Annotated in this window: 13 protein-coding genes; all 13 read left to right on the top strand. The window is 70.1% G+C overall.

Annotation, left to right across the window (positions count from 1 at the left end; all coding sequences use genetic code 11):
• Window positions 1-154: 154 nt before the first annotated feature.
• The 13 genes from ffh (at window position 155) to ACLF6P_RS18065 (ending at window position 12,170) form a co-directional block, all read left to right on the top strand.
• Window positions 155-1,714 carry a signal recognition particle protein gene (ffh, locus tag ACLF6P_RS18125; RefSeq protein ID WP_415951486.1) on the top strand — a complete coding sequence of 520 codons (1,560 nt, stop codon included), beginning with the start codon at window positions 155-157 and terminating at the stop codon, window positions 1,712-1,714.
• A 187-nt stretch (window positions 1,715-1,901) separates the two neighbouring features.
• The gene (gene ftsH, locus ACLF6P_RS18120) at window positions 1,902-3,830 is read left to right on the top strand and encodes an ATP-dependent zinc metalloprotease FtsH (RefSeq protein WP_415951484.1); all 1,929 of its coding nucleotides are present in this window, start codon (window positions 1,902-1,904) and stop codon (window positions 3,828-3,830) included.
• Window positions 3,831-4,187: 357 nt separating this feature from the next.
• Window positions 4,188-4,781, top strand: a complete 594-nt coding sequence (locus ACLF6P_RS18115) for a hypothetical protein (RefSeq protein ID WP_415951483.1) — start codon at window positions 4,188-4,190, stop codon at window positions 4,779-4,781.
• A 322-nt stretch (window positions 4,782-5,103) separates the two neighbouring features.
• On the top strand, window positions 5,104-5,541 hold the full coding sequence (rpsP, locus tag ACLF6P_RS18110; protein ID WP_415951482.1) for a 30S ribosomal protein S16: 438 nt from the start codon (window positions 5,104-5,106) through the stop codon (window positions 5,539-5,541).
• A 2-nt stretch (window positions 5,542-5,543) separates the two neighbouring features.
• Window positions 5,544-5,783 (top strand): RNA-binding protein, encoded by a 240-nt coding sequence (locus ACLF6P_RS18105; protein ID WP_415951481.1) that lies wholly within the window; start codon window positions 5,544-5,546, stop codon window positions 5,781-5,783.
• Between the two features lie 103 nt (window positions 5,784-5,886).
• Window positions 5,887-6,495, top strand: coding sequence for a ribosome maturation factor RimM (rimM, locus tag ACLF6P_RS18100; protein WP_415951480.1), 609 nt, complete (start codon window positions 5,887-5,889; stop codon window positions 6,493-6,495).
• Window positions 6,495-7,316, top strand: coding sequence for a tRNA (guanosine(37)-N1)-methyltransferase TrmD (trmD, locus tag ACLF6P_RS18095; RefSeq protein ID WP_415951479.1), 822 nt, complete (start codon window positions 6,495-6,497; stop codon window positions 7,314-7,316). Before rimM ends, trmD begins: the two co-directional genes overlap by 1 nt.
• Window positions 7,317-7,445: 129 nt before the next feature.
• Complete coding sequence (gene rplS, locus ACLF6P_RS18090) at window positions 7,446-7,796, top strand: 50S ribosomal protein L19 (protein WP_415951478.1); 351 nt, start codon at window positions 7,446-7,448, stop codon at window positions 7,794-7,796.
• A 99-nt stretch (window positions 7,797-7,895) separates the two neighbouring features.
• A complete protein-coding gene (gene lepB / locus ACLF6P_RS18085) occupies window positions 7,896-8,588 on the top strand; it encodes a signal peptidase I (RefSeq protein ID WP_415951477.1) in 693 nt (230 codons plus the stop codon).
• On the top strand, window positions 8,581-9,642 hold the full coding sequence (lepB, locus tag ACLF6P_RS18080) for a signal peptidase I (RefSeq protein WP_415951476.1): 1,062 nt from the start codon (window positions 8,581-8,583) through the stop codon (window positions 9,640-9,642). The genes lepB (ACLF6P_RS18085) and lepB (ACLF6P_RS18080) overlap by 8 nt, the downstream gene beginning before the upstream one ends.
• Window positions 9,590-10,639: a signal peptidase I gene (gene lepB, locus ACLF6P_RS18075; protein WP_415951475.1), complete on the top strand. Its 1,050-nt coding sequence runs from the start codon at window positions 9,590-9,592 to the stop codon at window positions 10,637-10,639. Before lepB (ACLF6P_RS18080) ends, lepB (ACLF6P_RS18075) begins: the two co-directional genes overlap by 53 nt.
• A gap of 258 nt (window positions 10,640-10,897) precedes the next feature.
• Entirely contained in the window at window positions 10,898-11,650 is a 753-nt protein-coding gene (lepB, locus tag ACLF6P_RS18070) for a signal peptidase I (RefSeq protein WP_415951474.1), read from the top strand.
• A complete protein-coding gene (locus tag ACLF6P_RS18065; RefSeq protein ID WP_415951473.1) occupies window positions 11,640-12,170 on the top strand; it encodes an NUDIX hydrolase in 531 nt (176 codons plus the stop codon). Before lepB (ACLF6P_RS18070) ends, ACLF6P_RS18065 begins: the two co-directional genes overlap by 11 nt.
• Window positions 12,171-12,225: the final 55 nt, after the last annotated feature.

The raw sequence follows: 12,225 nt of genomic DNA, 5'->3' as shown, positions 1-12,225 counted from the left end.
GCCCCGCACACATGGGGCCCCACCCACCCCGGCGGGGACGCCGAACTGCACCGCACCGGACCGATCCCCGGCCGCGAGGCCAAGACACTCACGGCGCCCGATACCCTGGAGGGCAGTCCGTACCTGACCCCGACCCTGAGGACCGACGAGCGCCGTGTTCGATACTCTCTCCGACCGCTTGGCGAACACCTTCAAGACCCTGCGGGGCAAGGGTCGCCTGTCCGAGGCGGACATCGACGCCACGGCCCGCGAAATCCGTATCGCGCTGCTCGAAGCCGACGTGGCCCTGCCCGTGGTCCGCGCCTTCATCAAGCAGATCAAGGAGCGCGCCCTCGGTGCCGAGGTCTCCCAGGCGCTGAACCCGGCCCAGCAGGTCATCAAGATCGTCAACGAGGAGCTCATCGGCATCCTCGGCGGCGAGACCCGCCGCCTGCGCTTCGCCAAGACCGGCCCCACCGTGATCATGCTCGCGGGTCTGCAGGGTGCCGGGAAGACGACGCTCGCCGGAAAGCTCGGCCGCTGGCTGAAGGGCCAGGGCCACGCCCCGCTGCTCGTCGCCTGTGACCTGCAGCGCCCCAATGCCGTCAACCAGCTCAGCGTCGTCGCCGAGCGCGCGGGCGTCGGCATCTACGCACCCGAGCCGGGCAACGGCGTGGGCGACCCGGTCAAGGTCGCGCAGGACTCCGTCGAGTACGCGAAGACCAAGCAGTACGACGTGGTCATCGTCGACACCGCCGGCCGCCTCGGCATCGACCAGGAGCTGATGGAGCAGGCCGCGGACATCCGCGACGCGGTCAAGCCCGACGAGGTCCTCTTCGTCGTCGACGCCATGATCGGTCAGGACGCGGTCAACACCGCCGAGGCCTTCCGTGACGGCGTCGGCTTCGACGGCGTGGTGCTCTCCAAGCTCGACGGTGACGCCCGCGGTGGTGCGGCGCTCTCCATCGCGCATGTCACCGGCCGCCAGATCATGTTCGCCTCCAACGGCGAGAAGCTCGACGACTTCGACGCGTTCCACCCGGACCGCATGGCGTCCCGCATCCTCGGCATGGGCGATGTGCTCTCGCTCATCGAGAAGGCCGAGCAGACCTTCTCGCAGGCCGAGGCCGAGAAGATGGCCGCCAAGCTGCAGAGCGCCAAGGGCGGCAAGGACTTCACGCTCGACGACTTCCTGGCCCAGATGGAGCAGGTCAGGAAGATGGGCTCCATCTCCAAGCTGCTCGGGATGCTGCCCGGCATGGCGCAGATGAAGGACCAGATCAACAACATCGACGAGCGCGATGTCGACCGTACGGCGGCCATCATCAAGTCGATGACGCCCGCCGAGCGCGCGGACGCCACGATCATCAACGGCTCGCGCCGCGCCCGTATCGCCAAGGGTTCCGGCGTCGAGGTCAGCGCCGTCAAGAACCTCGTGGAGCGGTTCTTCGAGGCGCGCAAGATGATGTCGCGCATGGCCCAGGGCGGCGGCATGCCGGGAATGCCCGGGATGCCGGGTATGGGTGGCGGCCCCGGGAAGCAGAAGAAGCAGCAGAAGCAGGCCAAGGGCAAGCGCAAGTCCGGCAACCCGATGAAGCGCAAGGCCGAGGAGCAGGCCGCCAGGGCCCGCCGCGAGCAGGCGGCGCAGGGCGGCGGCGCGCTCGGCCTTCCGGCGGGCGGCCAGCAGGGCAAGGACTTCGAGCTCCCGGAGGAGTTCAAGAAGTTCATGGGCTGAGCAAGTCCATGGGCTGAGCAAGTCCATGGGCCGAGCCTCGGGCTGAGTTCTCCGGCTCCACGGGCCCGGGTCACCGTTGCGGTGGCCCGGGCCCGCCGTGTCGGCGGCGGCCGCGGACCCCTCATGTACCGGCATACGGGAAGCACCCGACATGCCGGATGTGAGCGGATCTCGAATAATGACCGGCGTGACAGCCCCCAGCCCCGTGCCCCCACGCGACCGCACCGATCAGCCGTGGCGCTCCGAGGGCGCACCGCCGCCGCCCCCGCCCAGGCGGAAACTGTCCTGGCGAAGCCTGCTGTGGACGGCGCTGCTCGTCTTCCTGCTGACCAACCTCCTGCTCGCTCTCTTCGGTGACGACAAGCCGCGGACCGTCTCGTACACCGAGTTCAGCAGCCAGCTCAGCTCCGGCAACGTCGAGAAGATCTACGCCAAGGGCGACCAGATCCAGGGTGATCTGAAGAAGTCCGCGGACGTGCCCGACGGCGGCAAGGGGACCTACGAGAAGTTCATCACCCAGCGCCCGAGCTGGGCCGATGACAACATCTGGGACGAGCTGACCAAGCAGAAGGTCACCGTCACCGCGGAGCCCGTCTACGAGGAACCGAGCCTCCTGACCAACGTGCTCCTCTCGCTGCTCCCCATCCTGCTCCTGGTCGGCCTGTGGATGTTCATGGCCCGGCGGATGGCGGCCGGGATGGGCGGCGCGGGCGGCATGCTGGGACGCAAACAGCCGCCCAAACCCATTGCGCTCGAGGAGGGCAAGCGCACCACGTTCTCCGATGTCGCCGGCATCGACGAGGTCCAGGGCGAGCTCGACGATGTCGTCGACTTTCTCAAGCACCCCGAGGCGTACCGGAAGCTGGGCGCCAGGATGCCCGGCGGCGTACTGCTCGCGGGACCGCCCGGCACCGGCAAGACGCTGCTCGCGCGGGCGGTCGCGGGGGAGGCGGGGGTGCCGTTCTTCTCGGCCTCCGCCTCCGAGTTCATCGAGATGATCGTCGGTGTCGGGGCCTCGCGGGTGCGGGAGCTCTTCGCCGAGGCGCGGAAGGTGGCCCCGGCCATCATCTTCATCGACGAGATCGACACGATCGGACGGGCGCGCGGCGGCGGCAGCGGCATGGGCGGACACGACGAGCGCGAGCAGACGCTCAACCAGATCCTCACCGAGATGGACGGCTTCTCCGGCTCCGAGGGCGTGGTGGTCATCGCGGCCACCAACCGCGCCGACATCCTCGACCCCGCGCTCACCCGCCCGGGGCGCTTCGACCGTACGGTCACCGTGAGCCCGCCGGACCGCAAGGGCCGTGAGGCGATCCTCCGGATCCACACGCGCGAGATCCCGCTCGCGGACGGTGTGGACCTGGCCCAGGTGGCCCGTGCGACCCCGGGCATGACCGGCGCGGATCTCGCCAACCTTGCCAACGAGGCGGCCCTCCTCGCCGTCAAGCGCCGGCAGTCCCAGGTCACCCAGTCGGACCTCTCCGACGCACTCGAGAAGGTGCAGCTCGGCGCCGAACGCCCGCTCGTGATGCCCGACGAGGAGCGTCGGCGCACCGCGTTCCATGAGAGCGGGCACGCGCTGCTCGGCATGCTGCAGCCGGGTGCCGACCCCGTCCGCAAGATCACCATCGTGCCGCGCGGCCGCGCGCTCGGTGTCACCTTGTCGACTCCCGATGCCGACAAGTACGCGTACACGGAGGAGTATCTGCGCGGCCGGATCATCGGGGCGCTCGGCGGCATGGCGGCCGAACAGGTCGTCTTCGGTGTGATCACGACCGGTGCCGAGAGCGACCTCGAACAGGTCACCAACATCGCCCGCGGCATGGTCGCCCGCTGGGGCATGAGCGAACGCGTCGGCCGTCTCTCGGCCGTCCCCAACGACGCCCAGAGCCCCTACGGCCTCAGCGCGGCCCCCGCCACCCTCGACACGATCGACGCCGAGATGCGCCGCATCGTCGACGAGTGCTACGAGTCGGCCTGCCGCCTGCTGAGCGAGAACCGCGACAGGCTTGACGCCCTGTCGGAGGCCCTCCTTGCCAACGAGACCCTGGACGAACCGGAGGCGTATCGGGCGGCGGGGATCACGCGGCTGACGAAGGGGAGTGAGGAATGACGAAGGGGAGAGAGGAGCGAGGGAGGAGTGAGGGAGAGGTGAGGGGGCGTGGGGCAGGGGCCGGGGTGTCCGTGGCGGGTCGGGTGAGCGCTGACCGGCGTGATCCCGTGGCCCCGAAGGGGCGGAAAAGCCTCTTGCGCAACGCGTGACAACCGTCGCTGCGGTGCGTGTACCGATCCCTCCGGGCCCGGGCGTAGCGGGCGCTACGTACCGCCATGGCGCCAGGTATACGGCTAATCCGCAGATCAGCGCACCCGCCCTCGTCCCTGCGCAGGAGCGGCAACTGACGGGTACGGGCAAATTATTTGGGATGCCCCGGAATAGGAACACCGAGGGGCCTTGGCTCGTTATCACGACGTGAGCACGACACCACCTGTTCTCGCCGCAGAGCTGGCGCAGGCGTGGGCCGACATTCAGCGGTACCACCCCGAGCTGCCGGATCTTGCCGCGCCCGAATCCCTGATCGGAGAGTCCTCGTCCGCCTGCGGAGCCGAGCTCTCCTTCGAACGCCTGCTGCACGAGGCTGTGCACGGGATCGCCGCGGCACGCGGTATCCGTGACACCTCCCGCGCGGGGCGCTACCACAACCGCCGCTTCCTCGCCGTCGCCGAGGAGCTGGGGCTCGACCATCCGGAGGAGCCGCATGCGAGCAGCGGCTTCTCGCTGGTCACGCTCAATCCGGAGGCGAGAAGGCGCTACCGGCCGACGATCGAACGCCTGCAGCGCGCGCTGAAGGCGCACACCGCCGCGACCTCCACGGACACGCCCCGCGCGTTCCGCGGCCCGGCGGCCCGCCACGGTTCCTCGGGCGGCGGCGTTCGCGTCAAGGCGGTCTGCGACTGCGGCCGCAACGTCCGAGTGGTTCCCTCGGTCCTGGCCCAGGCCCCCATCGTCTGCGGCGGCTGCGGCAAACCCTTCCGCATCCCGGAACCGCTGGCGACGACCCGCTGACGCGCCGGGTCCCCTGCGCCCGTGCCCCCTGGCGTCACGGAGCGGCGCAGCGTCAGCTGGGGCAGGGGCACAGCCCCGAGGGGGTGTGGGGGCGTCAGCCCCCACAAAACCTCCGCGTCGCGGAGCGGCGTAGCCCGCCCACCCGTAAGGGGCACGACAACGGCACCCCCGAGCCGTATGGCACAATGGCTAGCTGTACTCGACAGCCGCACAGGAACCCTCTCATCCTCCGGCTGACGCGTCCATCGGGCACCCGAGTACCGCAACCCCACGTGGCATCTCGTTGTGCCCACCCACGTCAAGACCAGGAGACACCACTCCCGTGGCAGTCAAGATCAAGCTGAAGCGTCTCGGCAAGATTCGCCAGCCCCACTACCGCATCATTGTCGCCGACTCGCGCACCCGCCGTGACGGCCGGGCCATCGAGGAGATCGGTCTGTACCACCCGGTGCAGAACCCCTCCCGCATGGAGGTCAACGCCGAGCGTGTTGCCTACTGGCTGTCCGTCGGCGCCCAGCCGACCGAGCCGGTTCTCGCCATCCTGAAGAAGACCGGCGACTGGCAGAAGTTCAAGGGCGAGCCCGCCCCGGCCCCGCTGCTCGTCGCGGAGCCGAAGGACAAGCGCGCCGCGTTCGAGGCCTTCACCAAGGCTCTCGAGGGTGACGACACCAAGGGCGAGGCCATCACGCAGAAGGCGAAGAAGGCCGACAAGAAGGCGGACGAGGCCGAGGCCTCCGCCGCCGAGTCGACCGAGGCCTGAGCATGCTCGAGGAGGCTCTCGAGCACCTCGTGAAGGGCATCGTCGACAACCCCGACGACGTGCAGGTCGCTTCCAAGAACCTGCGCCGCGGACGCGTCCTCGAGGTCCGGGTGCACCCCGAAGACCTCGGCAAGGTGATCGGCCGCAACGGCCGCACCGCACGCGCCCTGCGGACCGTCGTGGGCGCCATCGGCGGCCGCGGTGTCCGCGTCGACCTCGTCGACGTGGACCAGGTTCGCTGAACCACAGCAGTACCGGCACGGGCCGGGGAGGGCTTAGGGCCCACCCCGGCCCGTAGTCGTACGCAAGGGTCGTACGCAAGGCAAGCAACCCCAGGAGACAGCAGTGCAGCTCGTAGTCGGCCGGATCGGCCGCGCCCACGGCATCAAGGGCGAGGTCACCGTGGAGGTGCGCACGGACGAGCCGGAACTCAGGCTCGGCCCCGGCGCCGTACTGGCCACCGACCCGGCCTCCGCGGGCCCGCTGACCATCGCGGCGGGACGGGTGCACAGCGGTCGGCTGCTGCTCCGCTTCGAGGGCGTCGGCGACCGCAACGCGGCCGAGGCGCTGCGCAACACCCTGCTCATCGCCGAGGTCGACCCCGAGGAACTCCCCGAGGGCGAGGACGAGTACTACGACCATCAGCTGGTCGACCTGGACGTGGTGCTCACCGACGGCACCGACGTCGGCCGGATCACCGAGATCTCACATCTGGCCTCGCAGGACCTGTTCATCGTGGAGCGGCCCGACGGCAGCGAGGTGATGATCCCGTTCGTCGAGGAGATCGTCACCGAGATCGACCTGGACGAACAGCGCGCCGTCATCGACCCGCCGCCCGGCCTGATCGACGACCGCGCCGAGATCGCCTCGTCCCGCGAGGAGGCCACCTCGTCCGGCGAGGAGACTGCGTCGCGCGAGGAGACTGCCTCGTCCCGCGAGGAGGCCGCGGAGTAATGCGGCTCGACGTTGTCACGATCTTCCCCGAGTACCTCGAACCCCTGAATGTTTCCCTCGTCGGCAAGGCCCGCACCCGCGGCCGGCTCGACGTGCACATCCACGACCTGCGCGACTGGACGTACGACCGGCACAACACGGTCGACGACACCCCGTACGGCGGCGGCCCCGGCATGGTCATGAAGACCGAGCCGTGGGGCGATGCCCTTGACCACCTGCTCGCCGACGGCTACGAGGCGGGCGCGGGCGCCCCCGCCCTCATCGTGCCCACGCCCAGCGGCCGCCCCTTCACCCAGGAGCTCGCGGTCGAACTCTCCGAGCGGCCCTGGCTGGTGTTCACGCCGGCGCGCTACGAGGGCATCGACCGCCGTGTGATGGACGAGTACGCGAGCCGGATGCCCGTGTACGAGGTGTCGATCGGCGATTACGTCCTGGCCGGCGGGGAGGCCGCCGTCCTGGTGATCACCGAGGCCGTGGCCCGCCTCCTGCCGGGCGTGCTCGGCAACGCGGAGTCCCACCGTGACGACTCCTTCGCCCCCGGCGCCATGGCCAACCTGCTCGAAGGCCCCGTGTACACCAAGCCGCCCGAGTGGCGCGGCCGCGGCATCCCGGATGTGCTGCTCAGCGGCCACCACGGCAAGATCGCCCGCTGGCGCCGCGACGAGGCGCTGCGCCGTACGACCGCCAACCGGCCCGATCTCATCGAGCGCTGCGATCCCGCCGAGTTCGACAAGAAGGACCGCGAAATGCTGTCGATCCTAGGCTGGGCCCCGGAGCCCGGCGGCCGATTTTGGCGCAGGCACGAGGACGTGGAAGAATAGGCCGCTGCTGTACGTCCAGCGTGCGCCCCTGCCACAGGGGGACATGACGCCCGCCCGGCGAGGCAGCTCAGGAACACCATCTACCTTGCCCGTCGATGACCTGTGGCATCGGCGAAGAAAGCAGACAACATGTCGAACCTGCTCGACTCCGTGAACGCCGCTTCCCTGCGCAGCGACGTCCCGGACTTCCGCCCCGGTGACACCGTCAACGTCCACGTGCGAGTGATCGAGGGCAGCCGCTCCCGTATCCAGCAGTTCAAGGGCATCGTCATCCGCCGCCAGGGTTCGGGCGTCTCCGAGTCCTTCACGGTCCGCAAGGTCTCCTTCTCCGTCGGCGTCGAGCGCACCTTCCCCGTGCACTCGCCGATCTTCGAGAAGATCGAGCTCGTCACCCGCGGTGACGTCCGTCGCGCCAAGCTCTACTACCTGCGTGAGCTGCGCGGCAAGGCCGCCAAGATCAAGGAGAAGCGCGACAACTGATCGCGCACCCGGGTCCGCCCGGCCCGCGCCCCCGCGAGGCGTGCGGACCGGCAACCGGACTCAGGGCCCGTCGAGGCGGCCGGATAGGCTCTGGCCTCGATGGACACCGAAGCAGACAGCACGGAGCGCGACCGCTCCTCCGACCCCGAAGCGGGCCGGGAGGAGCGGTCGCGCTCCGCGCGTTTGCGGGCGGCGGGCCTCCTCGGATCCGCCCCGCGCAGGCTGCTCGCCGGTTGTGTGGCGATCGTCGTGGTACTGCTGCTGGTCAGCCACTTCGTGATGCAGCCGTTCCTGATACCGAGCGGCTCGATGGAGCCCACGCTCCGCACCGGTGACCGCGTCCTCGTCAACAAGCTCGCGTACCGCTTCGGCACCCAGCCGGCCCGCGGGGATGTCGTGGTTTTCGACGGCAGCGGCTATTTCGGGAACTCCGACTACGTCAAACGCGTAATCGGAGTGGGCGGTGACCGCATCGCCTGCTGCGACGAGGACGGGAGGATCGAGGTGAACGGCGTGCCGGTCGACGAACCCTATGTGTCCGAGGGAGACGTCCCCTCGACCGTCCCCTTCGACGTGGAGGTGCCCGAGGGCACGCTCTTCCTGCTCGGCGACCACCGCAGCGCCTCGAGCGACTCACGGGACCGGCTCGGTTCGCCCGGTGGTGGCTTCCTGCCCGTAGAGCAGGTCATCGGGCAGGTGGAATGGGTCGGCTGGCCCGCCCGCCGCTGGGCGGACGTGGATACGGGGGATGTGTTCGACCGCGTTCCCGAGCGGGCGGCTCCTCATGGGTAGCCGCAGGCGGCCCCGCACCGGCCGCCGCGCCGCCCACTCCCCGCTGCCCACCGGCTCCCGTGACACCGGCTCCCGTGACACTGGCTTCCGTGCGGACGGCGGCCCGGCCCTGCCCGGGCGGGCCGCGCGGCGCAAGCTCGCGCGGAAGGTCAGGCGCAAGCGCAGGCGCTCGGCGATCAAGGAGGTGCCGCTCCTGATCGGAGTGGCCGTCCTGATCGCACTCGTCCTCAAGACCTTCCTGGTGCAGGCCTTCGTCATCCCCTCCGGCTCCATGGAGCAGACGATCAAGGTCGGCGACCGGGTCCTCGTCGACAAGCTCACTCCCTGGTTCGGCTCCGAACCCCAGCGCGGGGACGTCGTGGTCTTCGAGGACCCCGGCGGCTGGCTGCAGCAGGAGCAGGGCACACCGGAGGAGGATCCGGTGGTGCTCAAGCAGATCAAGCAGGGCCTGACCTTCATCGGACTGCTGCCCTCGGACGACGAACAGGACCTGATCAAGCGCGTCGTCGGCATCGGCGGCGACCGCGTCAGATGCTGCGACGAGGACGGCCGCGTGACCGTCAACGGGGTGGCGATCGACGAGCCGTACCTGCATCCCGGCGATGCCCCCTCCAAACAGGAATTCGATGTACGGGTCCCGGAGGGGCGCTTGTTCGTCCTCGGCGACCACCGCTCGAACTCGGCGGACTCCCGGGCGCATATCGACGAGGGCCAGGGCGGCACGATCGCCGCGGACAGCGTCGTGGGCGAAGCGGTCGTGATCGCCTGGCCGATCGGAAACTGGCGCGGCCTTGAGGAGCGGAGCACGTATGCCGCCGTGCCCGAGGGCGAGAGCGTGCGTGGCGGGGCGACCGGGGCCGCCGGCACGTCGCATAAGGTGTCCCGAGGCAATTTCAGTGTGGCGGCGCTTCCACCGACCCCTGCGGAACTCCCGCTCGTTATGGGAGTGGTAGGCCTCCGCCTCGCATGGCGCGGGCAGCGACGCGAAACGAGGAGTGGATGTGGGGGATGTGGCCGTCGGCGCACGATCCGGACACGGCGAACCCGAGGATGAGCGCGAAGTGATCAGCGGTGGCGGTCCGGCCGGTTCCGATGACCCGCACGACCCCGGATCCCGGGGCGGGGACGATGAGGGCGCCGAGCGGTCCGCCCGGAAGGCGGACGGATCGGCCGGCGGCCCGGAGGGCTCCGACGCCGGGTCGGCCGCATCGGGCCCGGACTCCCCGGGTGCGGATTCCCCAAGTGCAGATTCCCCGGACGCGGATTCCACGGACGCGGACTCGGCAGGTTCCGGGCCGAAGAAGCAGCGCTCCTTCTGGAAGGAGCTGCCGCTGCTCATCGGCATCGCCCTGGTGCTCGCACTGCTGATCAAGACCTTCCTGTTGCAGGCGTTCTCGATTCCCTCGGACTCGATGCAGAACACCCTGCAGCGCGGTGACCGCGTCCTGGTCGACAAGCTCACGCCCTGGTTCGGCTCCGAGCCCGAGCGCGGCGAGGTCGTCGTCTTCGGGGACCCGGGGGACTGGCTGGCGGGCGAGCCCACCCCCACCCCCAACATCTTCCAGAAGGCGCTCAGCTTCATCGGTCTGATGCCGTCGGCCGAGGAGAAGGACCTGATCAAGCGGGTCGTCGGGGTCGGCGGCGACACCGTGGAGTGCAAGGGCACGGGCCCGCTGCTCGTCAACGGGCAGGCGCTCAACGAGCCGTATGTCTTCCCGGGCAACACCGCCTGCAGTGATGACAAGGACGGCGGCCAGTTCAAGGTCACGGTCCCCGAGGGCAAGATCTGGGTGATGGGCGACCACCGGCAGAACTCGATGGACTCCCGCTACCACCAGAACGAACCGGGCGGCGGCTTCGTCCCCGTCAAGAAGGTCGTGGGCCGTGCCATCGTGATCGCCTGGCCGCCCACCCGCTGGTCCACGCTGCCGGTGCCGGACACCTACGACCAGCCGGGCCTCGCCGCCACGATGTCGGTGGCGCCAGGCGCGCTGGGGCTGGCCGGTGCGGTGCCGCTCGTAGTCTGGCGGCGGCGGAGGCTGAGCGCCTGAACAGGCTGGAGATCGGCTGCGCGCCTGAGGCGGTCGCGGATCGGCTGCGCGCCTGAGCAGGTCCCGGACACCCGTGGAGGCTCGGCCGGGAGTCCGGTGGTGGGGTTCGTCCCGGCGGCCGGGCAAGGGTTTCTGGGGGACGGTACCGCCGGGTAGGGTGCCGTCCCAGAATCGCCGGTCTTCGCGGCGTTCCTTCCGGCACACGGCGGTGCGTGCGTGCGGCCGGAAGCGGATTCACCGAGGTGGGGACGGGCTGGAATGAGCACAGAACGCCGTACGGATCAGGGCGGCAGCCGGTCGGGGTGCCTTTCGGGCATTGCCGTGGCCATCGGCTGCGTACTGTTCCTCGGCGGCTTCGTCTGGGGCGCGCTGCTCTACCAGCCGTACACCGTGCCCACCAATTCGATGGCGCCCACCATCGAGGCCGGCCAGCGGGTACTCGCCCAGCGGATCGACGCCGACGAGGTCAGGCGCGGCGACGTCGTGGTCTTCCGGGAGAAGGACTGGGGCGATCTGCCGATGGTCAAGCGGGTCGTCGCGGTCGGCGGCGACGAGATCGCCTGCTGCGATGCCCAGGGCCGGATGACCGTCAACGGCAAGCCCGTGGAAGAACCGTATCTCCCGGCCAGTGCCCGGGACACCGGCACCGACTTCCCGCCGACGACCGTGCCCGAGGGCCGGATCTTCCTGCTCGGCGACGACCGCAGCATCTCCCTGGACTCCAGCACCCACCTCGAGGACGCGGCCAACGGCACGGTGCCGCTCGACGGGGTCGACGCCCGCGTCGAGGCGATCGCCTGGCCGATGGAGGGCATGCTGCCCGAGGCCAGCGGCTTCAAGGCGCTGCCCGGCGGGATCTCCGAGCACGGACCGCTGCGGATGATCATGGCCTCGGTGATCGGCGGTGCCGTACTCGTCCTGGGCGGGGCGGCGTACGGGCCGATCGCGCGCCTCGTCGGCAAGGGCGGGCGGCGGTCAGCCGGACGAGGGGCGGCCGCCGGTGCCCGGTGAGGGCGAAGGCGCGGCGCCCGGGCTCCGGCGCGTGGCCCGTGTCGTACTCCTGGACCCAGACGACCGCATCCTGCTGCTGCACGGGCACGAGCCGGGGGATCCGGCGGACGACTGGTGGTTCACCCCGGGCGGCGGACTCGAAGGCGCCGAGACCCGCGAACAGGCCGCGCTGCGGGAACTCGCCGAGGAGACCGGCGTCACGGACGTGGAACTGGGGCCCGTGCTGTGGAAACGCGTCTGCTCCTTCCCCTTCGCCGGGCGCCGCTGGGATCAGGACGAGTGGTACTTCCTGGCGCGTACGAGTCGGAGAGCCGCCGCAGAGGTGGCGTCCGCGGTCACCGCTCCCGGGCTGACCGAACTTGAGCGGCGGAGTGTCGCGGGGTTGCGGTGGTGGACCTGTGGGGAACTCATCTCTGCACATGAGACGGTGTATCCGACCAAGCTCGCCGGGCTGCTGAGCGCATTGCTCGACGAGGGTCCTCCCAGTGCTCCCGTGGTCCTCGATACGGAAATCGTCTAGAGGGGCCGCGGGGCTGGCGCACAATAGGGGGACGCACGGCTGAAGGGGAACATGC

This window comes from Streptomyces lothianensis (assembly GCF_047779955.1).
Taxonomy (GTDB): Bacteria; Actinomycetota; Actinomycetes; order Streptomycetales; family Streptomycetaceae; genus Streptomyces.
Note: the sequence above shows the minus strand (reverse complement) of the source record. Positions and strands in the feature narration are given on the sequence as shown.